Here is a 17,667-nt window from a genome sequence, read left to right as displayed (position 1 = left end):
ATTATTTAGGACCTGTGTCTAAAGACGTTGGTCTTTGCAAAAGTCATCGCGAGCGGATGCAACTGGGGAATCGACGAAGTGTTTTTTAAATCGAAGAAAGTGATTGGACTCGATATCGGAACGAGTTCTATTAAATTGGCTGAGATGGACTTCAATGGCAAAGGAGCCCAGCTGCTTTCTTTTGGTTTTGCGCCGACGCCGCCAAACGCTGTTTCTGGTGGTGAGATTGTTGATATCCCCTCTGTCGGCCTCGCGATTCAATCTCTGATTAATGAAGTAAAATCAAAACGTAAGAGTATCGCCACGGCGATGTGGGGAACGGCCGTCATCGTGAAGAAGATCACGATTCCGAAAATGGATCGAAAGCTCATCAAAGATCAAATCCGTTTTGAGGCTGAACAATACATTCCTTTTGATATCAACAATATCAGTCTGGCCCATCACATTCTGGCGGGCAGTAGTTCTCCAGACACGATGGATATTTTGTTGATTGCGGCGCAAAACGAGCTTGTCACTCAGTACACGCAAGTGATTGAAGTCAGCGGTTTGTCTTGCGGCGTTCTTGATGTGAGCGGTTTCGCTCTCGCCAATGCTTTTGAACTCAATTACGGAAAAGTCCCAGGCGAAGTCGTCGGTATCTTGAACTTCGGCGCTTCCATCACGAACTTCGTGGTCGTACAAAACGGCGAAGTTATTTTCTGCCGCGATATCCCGGTTGGCGGCGCGAACTACACGAACGAAATCCATAAAGCGATGGGCGTGACCGTGGCAGAGGCGGAAGCTTTAAAACTGAGTGCGATCTCTCGCCGCGAAGTTCCTGATGAAGTTCACAGTATCATCAGTGCAACGAATGAAGCCGTTACTGAAGAGATTCGCAGCAGCTTGGACTTCCTCAGCGCTACAACAAACGGTCTGGTTCTGAACAGATGTTTTTATACGGGTGGAAGTTCCGCGACGTCGGGACTGACTGAAACGGTTTCACGTGTGACAGGCATCCTCATGGAGCCGTTCAATCCGTTCTTGCGCGTGAAAGCAAATCCGAAAAAATTCTCTCCGGAATATCTTGATCAGATCAGTTCTTTTGCCGGTGTTGTGACAGGTTTGGCATTGCGTGCGGTGGGGGATGCGACATGATTAAAATCAATCTTGCGTCTTCAGCATCCATTGGCAGTTCCGCCGCTTTAAGTTCTTCTCTAGGAATTTCATCTGAGACTTTCTTGGCTCCTGATGAAGTTCGTAAAGAGGCCCTGAAGCGTTTGGTCCTTCTTTTGGTGGGGCCGCTGGCTCTTTATATTTACGAAAATCAAAATATTCCGCAGAAACAGGCTGATTTGAATTCAAAACAGCAAGTGCTGACAGAGTTGCAAAACTACAACGCGCGTGCGGCGGCTTCCGTTGCGGAAATTAAAAAGTTTAAAGAAGACGAAGCTTTGATGGAGGCGCGTATCGCCGCTTTGGAAAAAATCTCCAAAGACCGTCAAAGGGAAATCCGCGTGTTGGATTTGCTCCAGTCCGTGATTCCCGAAAAAGCTTGGGTCACACGTATTCAAATCAATCCGGAGCGTGTGAACATTCAAGGTCTTGCATTGAGTGACTTTGAAGTGTCTTCGTTCTTGGAAGCTTTGACGAAGAGTGTTTTCTTAATGGACGTCAACCTTGTGAGTTCCAGTGAAGTGACGCAAGAAGGGTCGACACTGAAAAAATTCGAGATCAGTTGTTTGTTGGAGAGACCAAATGAATAAGTTTTTTGAAACTCTCGCAGCACAACAAGTAGGAAAGATCCTCATTATCGGTCTGGGACTGACGGCCTTCTATTGGTATGCGCTTTACAATGACGGCTCGGCAATTGATGCGCAAATTGCGTCGATCAGCCAAGAATTGCAAGTGGAAGAAAACAAGAAGAAAGACACGGATGCGACTTTGAAACAAGTGCAGGAAATGCAGGAAAAAGTCGGTCAACTCAGTCAGAAGTATCAAGAGATTTCCCGTCGTCTTCCTTCGGTTTTATTCTCCATCGATATCAATAAAGCGATTGATGATTTCGCCCGTAATGCGGGTGTCAGCGTGAAGTCGAAAAAACCGGGCGAGAATATTAAAAAAGAAGTCGTTGAAGAAGTGCCCGTTGAAGTGGGCCTTGAGGGGAATTATGCAGAGCTCGCACAATTCACTTACCTCGTATCAACAGCTGAAAGAATGGCTCGTGTTAAGAACGTGATTATTACGGAAAGTGAACCAGGATCTAAGAAACTGAAATTTGAAGGCCAAGTAGTTGGTTACAAATTAGCTCCTGAAGAAAAGAAAAAGCCTGAGGGCACGGAGACGCCGCAGTGAAATCTGTAAGATGGATGGTATCTTACATTGTAGTAGCTTCATTGGGACTTTGGCTGGCTTTTGCAGTCAGCATGAAGTTCATGGCGCCGGCGTATTCGCAAGAGACTCCGGCGAACGGTGATTTGCCTCCTGATTTCATGAAAGAGGTTGAACAAACGCAAGTGCCGCCGGCAGGAACAACACCTCCGCCTGCACAGGGAACTACGCCGCCGCCGCCGACAGCTCCACCTATGGAAGGAGTTCCTCCTGCGGCTCAAGGTACACAACAACAAGTACCTCCGCCGCCGATGGATGCTCCGATTGGTGATGCGATGACAGCGCCTCCTCCAGCACCGGTTCCAGGCATTGTTCAGCAAGATGGATATATTTATGACCCGACAGGAAAGAGAGACCCGTTCAAACCTTTCCGAACTGTCAGACCTGTGGCAATCGACCCGGCGAAGCCAATGGAAAAAGTAGAACCATTGCAACGTTGGGAACTTGATCGTTTGCAGGTTGTTGGAATTCTTTGGGACGTACGCACGCCGCGTGCGATGATCAGAGATCCAGATGGGGCTGTGTTTACGGTTACAAAAAATGCCAAGATTGGTCGCGCAGAAGGATATGTCGCGGTCATTCGCGAGGGAGAAGTCGTTGTCGTAGAAACTCGTTACGATGACGGTAAGTCGTTCAAAGAATCTCGCGTCTTGGAGCTCAAGAAGTAGTACTTTTTTAATTGGAGGAGCTAATGAACGGATTCATTAGATTTTTTATCCTTACTGCAATGATTGCATCGTTGACCTCTTGTGCAAGTCAGCCTGTCGAGGATGATTTGGCATTGGATGGTATGGAATCTTCCACGGAGTCGGCTCCTGCTGAATCCGGTCCTCAAGACGATTTCGCTGACTTCGAAGAAACCGATGTTGACCAGCAACAAGCGCAAGAACCGGCTCCAACTCAAGCCGATCAAGATCTTGCGATTGAAGATGAAGTGAATCAAGCGGGTGGTGACCAGCAAGCTGCTCAAGAGGTTCCGCCTGCAGAGCCAGCTCCTGTAGAGACCTCTCCGACGGAGGACCCCTTTGCCGACACGACAGTTGCGGACGCTCCGGCACCTGCACCTGAAACAACAATTCCAGAGACGACTCCGGAGCCGACAATCACAGAAACAACACCAGTTCCTGTCGAAACAACACCTGTCGCAACACAGCCGGTGGGTGTTCCTGCGAATATCACGGATCTGCAGTTTAAAGCAAATGAGACGGGCGGTACCGTTGTCGTGCAAGCGGACAAGCCTGTGACGTTCACGACTCGTTCAAATCCAGATCTTCGCCAGTTTATCGTTGAAGTTGATAATGCGAACTTGCCTGATCGTTTGAAAAGATCTTTGAATACACGCGATATTAAAGGCAGTGTGGGTGCGATCGACGCCTATCAAAATCCTGGTTCTACAACAGCGCGTTTCGTGATCCAATTGCGCGAAGGCGTGGGTGAACCGACGGTTCAGGCCGAAGGCAACAGCCTTTTGATCGTGGCCAACGGTTCGGCTGCGGCGGCTTCGCAAGTGGCGCAAGCGGATTCTCCAAACGTCGACATGAACGATGGAAATATCCTGCCAAGCCAAAATCTGACAGAGTTCTTGGCGGGGAACACGAAGTTCTACGGAAAGAAAATTTCGATCGAAACTAACAATATGGATATTCGCGACGCTTTGAACTTCATTACTGAAGAGAGCGGCGTCAACATGGTGATTTCTGAAGACGTTAAAGGCGCGGTCAGTTTGAAACTTCGCCAGGTGCCTTGGGACCAAGCTTTGGTTGTTATCATGAAAGCTAAAAAGCTGGGTTATACTCGTCAAGGGAACGTTCTTCGTATTGCTCCTCTTCAAGACCTGAAGGCCGAGGAAGACGATGCGACGAAACTTGCGCAAGCTCGTAAGAACGTCGAACCATTGAAAGTTCGCATGTTCCCAGTAAGCTACGCGCGTGTCGACGAGCTGGAAAAGAAAATCAAAGATTTCTTGGGTGACCGTGGCCGCGTGGTCGGTGACGTCCGCACAAACGCTCTTGTCGTCACAGACATTGAAGAAAACCTCGAGCGCGCCGCAAAACTCATCGCCAGCCTCGACACCCAACCAGCCCAAGTCCTCATCGAAGGCAAAATCGTCGAAGCCAAAGAAAGCTTCACAAGAAATATTGGTATCAATTGGGGTGCCACAGGAGCTCCAATCAAATTGGGTAATACAGCTCGTGGCCCAGTGAATATGAATCCAAGCTTTAACGTGAATCCTGGTGCGGGTAACAACGGTAACTTCAACCTGAATTTGACGTTGGGTACCTTGGATATCTTCGGAACTTTGACAGCGGCATTGGCTTTGTCTGAAAGCGAAGAGCAAGTCAAAATCATCTCTGCTCCGCGAATCATGACTATGACAAACGAGAAAGCCGACATCAATCAGACGACCGAGGTTCCGGTTCGTCAAGTGACTCAAAATGGAACAGCGACACAAGAGACGTTCCAGTTCAAGCCATTGACTTTGAAACTTGAGGTGACCCCTCAGGTAACAGCCGATGGATCTGTTATAATGAAAGTGCTTGTGAACAGACAGTTCCGGGGCGCCGACGTGAGTAGTGCCGGTCAGGGTGCTTTTGCGGTTAACAGCCGTGAAGCGAACACTCGTGTCCTTGTGAAAAACGGGCAAACGGCTGTTATCGGTGGTATTTACCAAAGCGACGCGACGGACGGTGAAGCTGGTGTTCCTTGGTTCCGTGAACTTCCTTTTATTAGTTATTTGTTCAAGACTAAGAACATCAGTAAGGAAAAATCGGAACTTTTGATCTTCCTCACGCCAAGAATTATGGGCCAGGTTGATCAAAACAATTCGACACCTACGACACAAGACTTCTAAGGAGCGACTATGAAACGTATTTTGATTACGCTCTTAATGGCCCCCATGCTGCTCTCCGGTTGTTCCGGCGAAGAAGGCAATGTTGAGGTTTCTATCAGCTCTTCTGCCTATCCACTTATCCCCGCATCAGCAGTGAGCTGTCTTGCGAAGGAAAATGCTGGAAACGACGTGCCCACTCCAGATATTTCTCCGAGTTACTTCCGTATTCCCGTCATCACATTTAATCGACAAGATACGACGAAAACTCTTGTGATTTCATTCATTCGAATTTCAATCCCGATTCCCGGCAGCTCAACACCTCTTTCTTGTGAAGTCGGGGGCGACAATCTTTCAGCGCTTCGAGGATCTTGGTACGACAGTACAACAAGAGAAGCGCTTATTCCTGCAGGAACAGCGACCTTTCAGACAGACTGCGCTCTTTACTGCGGCGGTATTGCGGCAACTACTCCTTTTACAGCGTCAGGAACAATGGAAATCTTTGGTCTTGAAAGAGACGCCGCTCAGAACGAAGTCCCTGTTAAGACCTCCACAGTTATTACTATTCAGAACTTCTAATTCGCGACGTTTATAATTTGAAAAAAGGACCGGGTTGTCTCGGTCCTTTTTTATTTAAAGCCGTTATCATTTTACGCAAAAAACAGAAGGATTGTTGATGGTCGCATTTCCTATTCCTGCCAGGGCGTAACAAACAACTCCATTCGTTTGTTTAATTTGATAGATAACAGATGTGGCCCGATTTTCTAGAGCCACTGAAAGGGTTTCCACCGTCGTACCATCGCTAAAGGCTCCCGTGACAAAAGGAGCGAGTTCATTTTTAGAAGGCTCCATCGCAATGGCAATTCCCGTGATAATGGTCAGCAAACCCATGCCTGCCAAACTGAGCTTTTTCATAAGGCCTCCTGTTTCAGAACTAAAACCTCTGAAGCGCATTGGCAAACAGGCAAATACTGTATAATTACAGCCTCCTGCGCGGATTCAAATCGTGCGCATTGAAATCTACATGACCTGCGCCAAGTCCTCCTCTATAAAAGCCTTTATGGATTTGTTTTCCTCCTCTTCTGCAGCCTTAAGTTCGTCGCCTTTGTCTGAAGTTCTTCGTCCGAAAAACTTGGACGAGATTTTTGGACAGGAAAAAACTTTAGGCCCGCAGGCAAAGTTGGGCCAAATGTTGCGAAAAGGCTATTTGCCGAGTCTCATTATTTGGGGGCCTCCGGGAACAGGTAAAACGACTTTCGCCTTGGCTTTATCACAGCACTTTAATGCCCATTTCGTGAACTTGAACGCTGTCGATACGGGGGCAAAGGCTTTGCGCGAAGTCGGTGAGTCGGGAAAAGATCGTCGTCTGCAGTATCAGCAGAAAACGGTTCTTTTCGTGGATGAAATCCATCGTTTCAACAAAGCTCAGCAGGATGTCTTGCTTCCATTTGTAGAAAAAGGGGATATCGTTCTTGTCGGCGCAACGACCGAAAATCCAAGCTATGAACTTAATCGCGCTCTTTTAAGCCGGTGTCGTGTCGTCGTGTTCGAACGACTTTCCGATCAAGATCTGCGTAAAATCATCCATAGAGCGGAAGTGCACTACAGTAAACCGCTTAATAAGATTCTTACAGCTGAGGCCATCACAAATTTGATCGAATATTCCGACGGAGACGCTCGCCGCCTGATCAACAGTCTCGAAATTCTGTATACTTTCACGAAAGACGAAAAAGACGGCGCGCTTCTCGACGTCAATGATATGCGAGAGCTTCTTCAGCAGAATCCCATCGGTTACGACAAAAGCTCCGAGATGCACTACGATCTTATCTCGGCTTTCATCAAAAGTGTTCGCGGGAGCGACCCCGACGCCGCCGTTTATTATCTGGCGCGCATGCTTGATGGTGGGGAAGATCCTATTTTTATCGCGCGTCGTTTGATCATCTTGGCCTCCGAAGACATAGGCAACGCGGATCCGCGCGCGATTTCGGTCGCTGTTTCTGGCTTGCAGGCGGTCGAAGCTATTGGTTTGCCTGAAGGAGCGATCACGCTTTCTCAAGTGACGACTTATTTAGCTTCATGTCCAAAATCGAACGCCTCTTACATGGCCCTCAACAAAGCTCGCGAATTGGTGGATAAAACACGCACTCTGCCGGTGCCGTTGCATTTACGTTCCGCAAAGACAGCGATGGCAAAAGATATGGGTTACGGTCGAGACTATAAATATCCGCACAATTTCCCAACAGGATGGACCGAGCAGTCTTATCTTCCCGAGGAAGTGGCCGATGCACAGCTTTATGAGCCGACCACGCGCGGATTCGAAAAAAACATTCGTGAATATTTGAACTGGATGAAGGGTTCGGGAAAAACTTAGATCGCTCTTTGTGCGCACACGCAAACGCACTGTGCAGCTCCCTGAGCCACATGGGAGTGCTTGGTATTGGCAGGAATTTCCACGCGATCGCCGGGACGAAGAACAAACTGATTTCCCGAAATATTAAAGATCATTTCTCCCGCAACAATCACGCGCACTTCGGCAAAGGGATGGCGATGATCAGACACTTTCATTTGCGGATCATACACTTCATCAAAAGGCTCTAAGCCTTCAGACTCAAGAATCATGTGAACTTGTTCTTTGCTGGGAACAATCGGTGCTTGCCAACGTGTGATGATCATAGTGCTGCCTCTTTCAAAATCTTTATCTCAAATCGGCACAGCCAATACAAGTCACGCCGCCGACGGAATCTCGCCTTGAAACATTATCGCAATTATTTTTCAAATTGCGACAGGCTAAGAGGCTGGATTCTCATCTTTTTTTGTTTTCTCGTTAAGTCCTTTTATGGATTGTCGATACCTCTAGTGTAAAGAAAATCCCTTTAAGTAGGGGAGGGTATTTTGAGCAGTTCTAAAGCGAAGTCGACACATGCGGAATTAGATCACATCTTGAATTTTGTCGATGCCTCCAAGGGTCTTCGAGCGAAGATCAATGAGTCAGGCCGAGTGCAAATTCGTCAAGATCTCGACGGAAAAGTATTCTCCTTTAACACGCAAGACGTGAGTGAAGTTCTTCATCGCGCAGACTCTGAGGGAAAACCTTTTATTCAGGTGAATTTTAAAAACGGAACAAAAGTTCTTCTCACGGAAACTCTGGTTGGTTTCAAGCCGCAAGAGACATTGGGTCTAGATATGGGTCGTATTCCTAAAGTAGTAACGACACCGGATTTAGTGAGTGTATTTGAGGCTATTGAGGAGTCTCTAGGGGCAGATAACGGCCTAGATACAGAGGTAGAGATCCTTAAAAAAGTATATATGGCTATTATTTCTGGTGGTGAGAAGGTGGGGTTTGATCTTTCTTTTGAAAGAAAGTGGCTCAACAGACTTCTTGCGTCAAAATTGAAGGCTAGCGCTTAAGCTTCAATAAATCCAAAGACTTAAGTCGAGTTCAATCTAGACCGAGGCCCAGTCCTCGGTTTATTTATTGTGCAACTTCCGGTGAGTTATTAAATTTTCGAAAAAAAGCTATTGACCTTTTTGGGCCGTTACGAGAAAACAGCTCCACTTTGTTCGGGGGCATAGCTCAGCTGGGAGAGCATCTGATTTGCATTCAGAAGGTCGCAGGTTCGATCCCTGTTGCCTCCACCAATTTTCTTTATTTCATGACGTTCGTCGGAACTGAAAAAAAATAAAGAAAGAACATTGACGGGGACAAAAAAATCATTAAGATTGGTTCCTCGCGCTTCGGCAACGAAGCAAAATTTGCGATGAAATTTTTCGCTCTTTGAAAACTGAATACGACCAGGCCCTCTGGTCGTTTCGCTTTATAGGTTTCATTTGCAGAACGGAGCCGCAGGGTCCTTCTTGCAAAGGTAGTCCCTAATCGCTGAATTCTCGTTTTTCAACTGCATGTTTTGAATTTTAATTTCTTCGTTTTCTGATTTTATCGAAGCGATGGACCGGTCCTGAGAGTCAAATCGCTCTGTGAAACGTTGGTACATGTCTTTCACCGCATTGATAATGACGTAGGTGAAAGCTCCATAGTCCACCACTTTAATTTCTGTTTTCTTCTTGTCACCAGCACGCAACTGCACCATTTGTTTTTTCACTAAGGTCGGCGCCACTTTTTCAACATCTTGGGCAATCACACCTAACTGACTCTGACCATTATCCGGATAACCAGCCAGGCCATTATATTTAAACGACACTGGACGAATCCCTAATAAACTTTCCAAACCTAAATCGAACGCGTGAACGTCTTTTTTGATTCTTACGTCTGAAGCACAGGTTCCCAACGAGGAACTTGCGTAATACAAGCAACCACTGGTTTTAATATTTCCTGACACGTCAAGTGCCTGTCCGGGACTTGTGATCCCTACACCGACCTTACCGGTGTTATCAATAGTGATTCTGCGGTTGCCAACACCGTCTGCTATCAAAACATAATTTGAAAGCGTCGCAATGGAAGTTCCATCATCAGATCCTATGATGACGTTGGCGTTTCCCGTTGAAATTGCCGAACCAGAGCCACGCCCCAAGCCTATGTTACTTGAACCCGATGTTACGTTTACCAGACTGCCATTTCCAATGGCCGTGTTTCCATTGCCTATCGTATTGTTGTAAAGCGTCTGCGTTCCCACCGCGACATTGTTTACACCTTCTGTATTACGATAAAGCGAGTAAGTTCCGATCCCGGCATTTCCGCTACCGGTCGTATTATTGTTGAGTGAAGAAAACCCATTCGCAACATTGAGATTACCGGTTGTATTGAGCATAAGCGAATAGCCCCCGGTGGCCGTATTGATACCGCCCGTCGAATTAGATAATAGAGCCAAAGGACCTAAAGCTACGTTATAAGAACCGGTTGTATTCGAGTAAAGTGCTTGGTAACCACCGGCCAGATTGTAACTACCTTTCGTAATTGAATACAGTGCACTAACGCCAAGCCCCGTATTCGCTAATCCTTCACTACCGTCAGTGTTAAGAAGATTTTCGCCTCCATCTCCTAGAAAAAGAGAGCCAGCAAATGCTCCTTGAGACGGCAAGTATACGGTTTGTCGTCCATCAATTCCGATTTTCTGATCAGCAGGCGAAGCGCCGGAGATTTCGAGTTTGAACGCCGGAGACGTCGTTCCAATTCCCACGTTTCCGGAACCGGTGATAACCATGCGTTCGGAAGGATCGCCGCCAGCACCAAGCCAAAATCCCATTCTGTATCCGCCCGTTTGATTCGAATATGGATTCATCGTGATAGCCATAGAGCTTTCACGCGAAGAATCCACTCCCTGACGCTTCAAAGTGTCGGCCGCGCTGTCGTACTTAGTATTAACGCCGATTAAAGCAAACTGAGCCCCTAAAGAAGAACCCGTAGAATATTTTCCCCCGTATGCAAGAGTGAGAGAGCTGTTTAAATTAGGCCAAGAACCGCCGCTGATTAATAGACCCTTGCTAGGATCAAAATTACCATCGGTCGCATTTCCATTCACGTGAAGAGGTGCACTGGGAGCTGTAACACCCACGCCCACTTTTCCGGCACTATAGTAAATATCAGATCCAGAGGCGATCCATTGCGAACTCACCGGCATCGTCGTGCTACAAATGATTCCGCTCGCCGTTCCGTCGGAAGTACAAATTTTATTTGCGACTAATCCGCCAACTCCCAAGACAGGAATATTCCCCGCCGCTGATCCCGTATTCACAGTTGCTGCTGAACCAAGTCCTAAATTCGTTCTTGCGCCTGCAGCTGTCGTCGCGCCTGTACCACCTGCTGCCAATGGCACTGTTTGATAGGTCACTGTGTTTGCACCAGTGACAACAGGAACTGTATTTGTGGAGGGTCCTGAAGGATACGTTACACCATTCACTTTACCAACTGTTGCAGCAACGGAACCTGTTCCTGATGCCGTTACGTCGCCAGTCAATGCTGAAATACCTGTTCCTGCGCTTGAAGCGACTGTCGTCCAACTTGCTCCGTTATCGCGGTAGATTATTCCAGCTTGTGTATCTAAATAGAGTCTTCCATCGGTACCTGCTGCGGGTCTTCCCGCCGTATTTCCCGATTGTATACTTGTGACCACATTGCCAGCCCCACTTCCCGCATTTTTAACAGCATCCGTGATGCCGTAACCGGAAAGAGTCGTAGGATTTGTTCCAGCAGTAACTCTGCCCTTCGCATCGACTGTCACAGACTTATAAGTTCCTGCTGTCACGCCGGATGTTGCAAGAGTTAAAGTCGTTGAGCCCGCAGCAGATGTCACATCTCCGCTCAATGCAGGCATCTGTGCGGCAACCAATGTTCCCGTGAGTTGAGTTGCTGCAATAGATAATGTTGTGCAAGAAAAACTATCCGTCGCAGAACTCCACGTCACTGCTTGTCCCGCTGTACAAGAAGACGCAGGCCAAGGACTTCCACTCGCAACATTGATAAGGTCTGTATAAAAAAGTTTCGTTGCGACCCATGCGCTTGCTCCATCCCAACGATACACCTGTCCTACTGCTGAACCATTCGCCAAAGAAATCATCGGCGTTGATGTTCCCGTCGCCACATTGATCGGAGATGAGCCTGAAACCGAAGTGACAGTCCCGCCGGAACCTGTCGCGCTAATTGTGATAGAACCATTTCCGTTCGTAATGGACACTCCAGCGCCCGCGCTTAAGGTCGCCTTCGAGAGACCGTTCGTCGCTGTATTACCAATTAACAACTGACCGTCAGTATAAGTAGATTGCCCCGTACCGCCGCGAATGACTGGCAAAACTCCGGTAGTGATTTTTGAAACGTCTAAGTTCGGAATTTGTGCCGCCTGCAAATTCGTTAAGAGACTCGCATCCACAGCCGGAAGCCTTGAAGAGGTATCTAGTTGAACGATCTCATTTGCATTCGTTCCCACGTTTACATTCAAAGTCACATTGCCGGAAGTTCCGCCTCCGGAAAGTCCTGCACCCGCCGTAACACCCGTAATCGTTCCACCAGACCCGGACGCGGAACTCATTAAATCCCAAGCAGAACCATTATAGCGATAAATTTTTTGCGTATCTGTTGCGACAAAAAGATCTCCCGAAGCAGGCGTCAGCGAAGACTTGCTTGCATCAGTTCCCGAAGTAATAGCTCCGATACCACCGCCGTTCTTAATAGCGTCACCAATTCCATAACCCGTAAGTGTTGTGGGTTTACCCGTTGCGATTTTACTCCAGTCAAGAGACGGAATATCACCCGCCACTAATGAGGCTGAAGCAGTCACACGACCTTTGGTATCGTAAGTAATTTTTGTTCCTGTTCCTGCGACAACAATCGGACTCAAAGTAGGATTTGGATAGGTTCCAGTTAAATCTCCACCAGCAGCTCCGCTTGGCGCCGTCGAGATCGTCGCAGGAGTCCATTGCGAACCATCAAATTGTAAAACTTGATTTGTCGTCGGCACTGTCGTCGCAACGGCTTTTCCCTGAATTGCGCCAACCACAGTGGCCCCCTGTGTCCCCGTCACATCACCAGCAAGAGCACCCGTAAATCCACTGGCATTGCCTGCGATATCGCCAGAAACTTTCGAACCTGCGATTGCAATGGCCGTGCAAGAAAAAGTGTCCGTCGCCGATACAAAGGTCAGAGTCGTGTTTGCAGAGTTGCAGGTTGGAATGCTTGAATAAGAAACGTAACCACCCAACGTCGTCGCAAGATTTGCAACATCGGATTGTTGAATAGCGGCATTGACCCAATTCGCTCCATCATATTTCAGAAATTGCCCACTCGAGGCCGACGTGATCGTCAGAGGTTTTCCGCTCAGCGCTCCGACTGTGGGATTAGGGTAATTTCCTGAAAGGTCGCCTCCGGCGGCTCCGCCTGGAGAAACCCCAGCGATGGTCGTACTTACAGCCGATGTAATACGGCCATAAGAGTCCACTTGGATCACGGGCACTTGCGTTGCGGATCCATATGTTCCACTTGTCACACTCGTCGTTGCCAAATCAATAGTTCCACTGCTAGTAATGGTGCCACCGTTAAGCCCCACTCCGGCAGTGATGCTTGTCACAGTGCCACCATTGGCTCCGCCAACGGCCGCGCATCCAAACTTTTTCGTTGCCGCATCCCAAGTTAAAAACTTCCCGCCGTCACAAGAAACACTTCCCGCTCCCGAGTTATTCACATCATTCTTTAATACGAAGTCCGCGACGGAATTTTTTCCCAATTTTTGTGCCGATAAAGAAAATCCGGCATAGGGGACGGAGCGAATCACATTATCGGGCGTGATCGTCTGCCAACCCGTTCCATCATAAAAAGCAACCCGCAAGAGTCGTCCATCAGCGGCGATAGGATTATATGGAGTGGTCGTTGCCGAACAGTTATAAGAATTTCCTGAACTCGAACAAGCCCCGCAATAGTAACCAATACTTGCATCATTATTGAAAACATCTACGACTGAAGAGGCGCCCGTCCCCGTGATGTATTGAATGGAGCCCATCCCAATAGGAACGTCAAAGACACCACGGGACTGACTCATATTAATACCGTTAACTTGCTCTTGGTAAACAACACACTGACCGGAAGGATCCAAAATCTGAAATACAAAAGAGACGTTGGAGTTTTCAAAGGACGTTCCGTCAGACTTTAAAATACGACCTTGGTAAGTCAGAGACCCCGAAGATGCGACCGGCCCTGCAGCCTGTACTGACGCAATAAAAAAATATAGGAGAAAGAATGTCAGAAAACGTGCGCACATCGGCGAGCTCCTAAGTTATGAATCTATTTCGGAGTTCTTTTCAGTGCGCTAAATATGATTAAGATCCCGTCAAGAAAGATAATGTTCTAATAAAAACAGAATAGCGAAACTTCATGAATTGAAGTGTTCTGAATTTTCCAGAACATCAATTTATAAGTACTTATAAATCTAATACGAGATTGAGAGGTTTTGAGGTGTCTACAACGACTTGTTGGCTCAGCCACTTATTCTTTTCATGTGAATAGTACTTAATAACAAGAGTATCCCCGTCGTAGACCTTGAAACCCGTTTTCACTTTTGAACCTTCTATGACTTCGTTATTTACAAAAATTTTAACGAATTCATTGCTGAAGTTGCGAAAGTTCATCAGCATGGATTTTTTTTGCGGAGGAGCCACTGCCGCCAGAGACCTCTTCTGCTCCGCAAACTCCTCCTGTTTGTATTTCCAATAATGCAGCCCTGCGACGGCCATCCCAATGAGAATCATGAATAATGGAATGGCGCTCGTCTTCTTTTCTTGCCGAGTCAACACATCATATAAAGTGATTTGATTTAATGAGATGGCTTCGTGAGTCGCCACAGGGACACTGGCATCCGACTCCAGATCCGGCGCGTCTCCGACCAGTTCCCGCAACGACAGAGCAAAAGACGCCTTATCATATTTATCGTTCAAAGCCTTCAAGCGACCCGCAAATAGTTTTGTTAATTGCGATGAAGACGCGCGATCCTTGAAGTCCGGTGCTATCATCCGGCGCAGAATCTCCTGGTCTTCACCGCTAACATCCATGAGCTTTTCTTCGACATTTGCATCGGACCAAGCATCCAGTATTCGCACGATCTCAACTTCGTTTACAGTTCCGAAAAAACGCTTTCCCGTAAGCAACTCGTAAAAAATAATGCCTAAACCAAAAATATCTGACGCCGCTGTCAATGAAGCTCCCTGAATTTGCTCGGGACTCATATAGGAATACTTTCCTCGCACGGCCCCAACTTGAGTCAATGACTCGCTGGTATAGGATTTCGAAATACCGAAGTCGATAATTTTCACTTCGCCGTCCCGGCTTAGCATAATATTATGCGGGCTTAAATCGCGATGCACGAACACCTGATTTTGTGGACCCGGCACCTCGCCGTGCATGTAGGAAAGCCCCAATGCGATCTCTGTCATAAGATAATAGGTCATTTCGAGTGGAATCTTCACAGAGATAGCTTCACTCACTCTGGTCACATCGCGGAGATTCACGCCATTGATATATTCCTGAATCAAGTACAAATCATCGCCGTGCGCACCCATCTCAAAAGTGCGAACAAGATTTTTATGCGTTAACGAGAGTGAAAGTTTTGCCTCGCGCAGGAAGAGCTTAGAATAGTACCATTTGTCGTTGACGTTACCCGCAACCTTCTTGAGTACAAAAGTTTGCGATGGATCGCCACCCACCTTTTTAACCAAAAAGATGTCTGCCATTCCACCTGAAGCTAAAGACCTTACAATGCGAAATTGTCCCAGTTGCGTCATTTCGTTCTTACTTTCCTGTCTCTTTATTTTAGCTGTCTTTCGCGTGCGCTGAAATTCAAAAATCCACGCCATTTTGAACCTTAGAAATCCGGAACAAAAAACAGAACACGACGTCTCGTTATACTTAAAATAGCCCACAAATGAGTCAAAAATGTTCTAAATTTTTTAGAACATTAATCCTTTCGATTGACCAAAAACGATACGTCCTTCACGTCAACTTTTCGGATCATCGTACCGAACAATAGAGAATCCTTTTTGGGGAAGGGGATCTTTGTGAATTTCCAGAGCTGCAATCGATTTTTTCTATTGTTCATTCTATCAATCACTATTCTGCCGATTTTCCAAAACTGTGGCGGAGGATTCCAACTCCGAGAATCCCTCAACGCGAGCAGTTTTTCTTCACTTCCTAATGAAGGCCTTCAAGGACTTCGCAATGAAGCCGCAGACACCACCACACCTTATCAGGCGGCCTCTTATGAGTACCGCTATGCAGATGATCTGATTCTAAATGTTCGCAACAAACAGGTTTTCCAAAGACAGAGTTCCGTCAATTTAAACGGTTCCGTTTATGACAACGCCGTCATTGTTCCTTTGAAGTTTAAAAAAGCTTCCGCAAATATTCGCTGGGTTACCGTCGTCGTAAAGTCTCCTTCCGCGACACTTATAGACAGAACTTACTCGACGACGGATTCTGCAAGTGAACTTCAGCTGCCTTTCGCTCTTCGGGCTGGAGGATGGTATTTGTTAGAGCTGACACAAGTCGATGACTCCCAAAGAACGATGTATAAATCAAGAGTTTCGGCTTTTGGTGTCGGTGATATTTATCTCATCGCTGGTCAATCCAATGCCGCTCAACACGCCGAAGTTAAAACGGCAGCGAAAAGCTCTCTTGTCGTCATGACGGACCCAGAGACCCACACATGGGCACAGGCCGCGGATCCACTCCCTTATGCCACGGTAACTCCAACAAGAATGTTAAATGGGAAAGGTCAGGGCTCTAACTGGCCTGAGCTCGGTGACTATCTGGTGCAAAGCCAAGGCGTCCCCGTGGCCTTTTTAAATACAGCGATTGGTGGAACCTCAGTTTCTCAATGGCAACCGGGAGCGGCCCCCTTCAACTCAGGCGCCAGCATTGATTGGGTCTACAAAGACTATTATCCGTACACGCGCTTGCTTTTTGCGGCGAAATACCTTCTCGAAAAAAGCGGCGGCTTCAAGATGATTCTTTGGCATCAAGGCGAAGCCGATCTTTACGAAAATGAGTGCGAGCCGAGCTCCCTGGGCACTTGCGCTCCGGTTCTTTATACAGCGCGCTTCATGCAACTGAAAAACTCTTTGGATACGGATTTAGGAATGAATCTAAAATGGGTTGTGGCGCGCACGACATTCAGTCGCGAAGTAGAAACACCTAACTGCATCGGCATTACGCAAACAAAACCTTTCAATTCGCAACTTTTAAGAGCAAGTCAGCAGGCTTTATGGGGAATGAACAACATTTATCAGGGACCCGAGTCTGATGATTTGAAAGAAGGATATCGTTATCCGGGCGAAGTCGGCGCTTGCGTGCACTTCTCCTATGCGGGACAAAAAGAAATGGCAAAGCGTTGGTTTAATGCGATCAACGCCTCTCTTTCACAAACCGCCAACTCAAGTCGATTTGTCAATTTTACGAATAGAACCGGAAACATCTCGTGCAGAATCGGAGAGCTTTGTCTTTCTCGCACAGGAGGACAAGCGGTGACGATTTATTATCCCAATGGAACAGTCGCACTGACGAAAAGATGTAACGGTCCTTGGGCTTTAGATTTCACGGCAGATCATTTTACGAATCTGTGCAACGGTTTAACGACAACGCAGGCAACGCTCAACCAGCCGAACCATTGGCAGCTGATCACCAATGGTGATTCTTCCTCAAACTCTTCCTCAGCGCCTCCACCGGATCCGCAGATTATTAGCCAAGGCACCGGTTGCAGCGATAATCTTTGCCTTTGGGTGATTGTAACGGCACTTACAGCAGACTACGAAGTGTACGTCAGAGACCCGCAAAATTATGCCTACGCTCCCCGCATCACCGCGCAAGATTTACTCTTAGTGAGATCTCGCGAGGATGGCACAAAAGCCGTGAGCTTCAAAATCCCGATGGCCGCCCTCGCCGTCTACCGAGCCCGCGGCTTAGATGTGATTTTAGTCAATAAACTGAATAATCAAAAGAGATCGTGGGCCCGGTACTTCCCTCGCCCGTAAGATTCCTCGCG

13 protein-coding genes and 1 tRNA gene are annotated in these 17,667 nt (G+C 47.4%); 10 read left to right on the top strand and 4 right to left on the bottom strand.

The window, feature by feature from the left end; all coding sequences use genetic code 11:
• Positions 1 to 78: 78 nt before the first annotated feature.
• From pilM to QJS83_RS05995, 6 genes are read left to right on the top strand one after another with little or no spacing between them, the layout of a single operon-like run.
• Entirely contained in the window at positions 79 to 1,134 is a 1,056-nt protein-coding gene (gene pilM / locus QJS83_RS06020; RefSeq protein ID WP_284608245.1) for a type IV pilus assembly protein PilM, read from the top strand.
• On the top strand, positions 1,131 to 1,742 hold the full coding sequence (locus tag QJS83_RS06015) for a PilN domain-containing protein (RefSeq protein WP_284608244.1): 612 nt from the start codon (positions 1,131 to 1,133) through the stop codon (positions 1,740 to 1,742). Before pilM ends, QJS83_RS06015 begins: the two co-directional genes overlap by 4 nt.
• Positions 1,735 to 2,331 carry a type IV pilus inner membrane component PilO gene (locus QJS83_RS06010; RefSeq protein WP_284608243.1) on the top strand — a complete coding sequence of 199 codons (597 nt, stop codon included), beginning with the start codon at positions 1,735 to 1,737 and terminating at the stop codon, positions 2,329 to 2,331. The genes QJS83_RS06015 and QJS83_RS06010 overlap by 8 nt, the downstream gene beginning before the upstream one ends.
• A complete protein-coding gene (locus QJS83_RS06005; protein ID WP_284608242.1) occupies positions 2,328 to 3,035 on the top strand; it encodes a pilus assembly protein PilP in 708 nt (235 codons plus the stop codon). Before QJS83_RS06010 ends, QJS83_RS06005 begins: the two co-directional genes overlap by 4 nt.
• 23 nt (positions 3,036 to 3,058) lie before the next feature.
• Positions 3,059 to 5,218 (top strand): type IV pilus secretin PilQ, encoded by a 2,160-nt coding sequence (gene pilQ, locus QJS83_RS06000; RefSeq protein ID WP_284608241.1) that lies wholly within the window; start codon positions 3,059 to 3,061, stop codon positions 5,216 to 5,218.
• A 9-nt stretch (positions 5,219 to 5,227) separates the two neighbouring features.
• Complete coding sequence (locus tag QJS83_RS05995) at positions 5,228 to 5,773, top strand: hypothetical protein (protein ID WP_284608240.1); 546 nt, start codon at positions 5,228 to 5,230, stop codon at positions 5,771 to 5,773.
• A gap of 66 nt (positions 5,774 to 5,839) precedes the next feature.
• Here QJS83_RS05995 and QJS83_RS05990 read toward each other — a convergent pair whose 3' ends face one another.
• Complete coding sequence (locus QJS83_RS05990) at positions 5,840 to 6,109, bottom strand: hypothetical protein (RefSeq protein WP_284608239.1); 270 nt, start codon at positions 6,107 to 6,109, stop codon at positions 5,840 to 5,842.
• A 145-nt stretch (positions 6,110 to 6,254) separates the two neighbouring features.
• Between QJS83_RS05990 and QJS83_RS05985 the strand changes: the two genes are divergently transcribed.
• Positions 6,255 to 7,565, top strand: coding sequence for a replication-associated recombination protein A (locus QJS83_RS05985; protein ID WP_284608238.1), 1,311 nt, complete (start codon positions 6,255 to 6,257; stop codon positions 7,563 to 7,565).
• On the opposite strand, the gene QJS83_RS05980 is transcribed toward QJS83_RS05985, so the two are convergent.
• Entirely contained in the window at positions 7,562 to 7,867 is a 306-nt protein-coding gene (locus QJS83_RS05980; RefSeq protein WP_284608237.1) for a cupin domain-containing protein, read from the bottom strand. The two genes, QJS83_RS05985 and QJS83_RS05980, sit on opposite strands and share 4 nt — an antisense overlap.
• Before the next feature lie 219 nt (positions 7,868 to 8,086).
• On the opposite strand from QJS83_RS05980, the gene QJS83_RS05975 reads away from it, so the two are divergent.
• Entirely contained in the window at positions 8,087 to 8,602 is a 516-nt protein-coding gene (locus QJS83_RS05975) for a hypothetical protein (protein WP_284608236.1), read from the top strand.
• A 155-nt stretch (positions 8,603 to 8,757) separates the two neighbouring features.
• Positions 8,758 to 8,833, top strand: a tRNA-Ala gene (locus tag QJS83_RS05970).
• A gap of 185 nt (positions 8,834 to 9,018) precedes the next feature.
• Here the strand turns inward: QJS83_RS05970 and QJS83_RS05965 are convergent.
• Both QJS83_RS05965 and QJS83_RS05960 read right to left on the bottom strand, forming a co-directional pair.
• A complete protein-coding gene (locus QJS83_RS05965; protein WP_284608235.1) occupies positions 9,019 to 13,896 on the bottom strand; it encodes a tail fiber domain-containing protein in 4,878 nt (1,625 codons plus the stop codon).
• Between the two features lie 160 nt (positions 13,897 to 14,056).
• Positions 14,057 to 15,412, bottom strand: coding sequence for a serine/threonine protein kinase (locus QJS83_RS05960; RefSeq protein ID WP_284608234.1), 1,356 nt, complete (start codon positions 15,410 to 15,412; stop codon positions 14,057 to 14,059).
• Between the two features lie 306 nt (positions 15,413 to 15,718).
• Here QJS83_RS05960 and QJS83_RS05955 point away from each other — a divergent pair, with 306 nt between their 5' ends.
• Entirely contained in the window at positions 15,719 to 17,656 is a 1,938-nt protein-coding gene (locus QJS83_RS05955; protein WP_284608233.1) for a sialate O-acetylesterase, read from the top strand.
• Positions 17,657 to 17,667: the final 11 nt, after the last annotated feature.

It is taken from the genome of Bdellovibrio sp. 22V (genome assembly GCF_030169785.1).
Taxonomy (GTDB): Bacteria; Bdellovibrionota; Bdellovibrionia; order Bdellovibrionales; family Bdellovibrionaceae; genus Bdellovibrio.
The sequence above is the reverse complement of the archived record's forward strand: the minus strand, read 5'-3'. Positions and strand labels throughout refer to the sequence as shown.

What these genes read in the sequence shown, in the direction of transcription:
- pilQ (WP_284608241.1), top strand. Translation starts at nt 3,059, where the DNA reads ATGAACGGATTCATTAGATTTTTTATCCTTACTGCAATGATTGCATCG.
- QJS83_RS05980 (WP_284608237.1), bottom strand. Translation starts at nt 7,867, where the DNA reads ATGATCATCACACGTTGGCAAGCACCGATTGTTCCCAGCAAAGAACAA.
- QJS83_RS05995 (WP_284608240.1), top strand. Translation starts at nt 5,228, where the DNA reads ATGAAACGTATTTTGATTACGCTCTTAATGGCCCCCATGCTGCTCTCC.
- QJS83_RS06010 (WP_284608243.1), top strand. Translation starts at nt 1,735, where the DNA reads ATGAATAAGTTTTTTGAAACTCTCGCAGCACAACAAGTAGGAAAGATC.
- QJS83_RS05990 (WP_284608239.1), bottom strand. Translation starts at nt 6,109, where the DNA reads ATGAAAAAGCTCAGTTTGGCAGGCATGGGTTTGCTGACCATTATCACG.
- QJS83_RS05965 (WP_284608235.1), bottom strand. Translation starts at nt 13,896, where the DNA reads ATGTGCGCACGTTTTCTGACATTCTTTCTCCTATATTTTTTTATTGCG.
- QJS83_RS05985 (WP_284608238.1), top strand. Translation starts at nt 6,255, where the DNA reads ATGGATTTGTTTTCCTCCTCTTCTGCAGCCTTAAGTTCGTCGCCTTTG.
- QJS83_RS05960 (WP_284608234.1), bottom strand. Translation starts at nt 15,412, where the DNA reads ATGACGCAACTGGGACAATTTCGCATTGTAAGGTCTTTAGCTTCAGGT.
- QJS83_RS06015 (WP_284608244.1), top strand. Translation starts at nt 1,131, where the DNA reads ATGATTAAAATCAATCTTGCGTCTTCAGCATCCATTGGCAGTTCCGCC.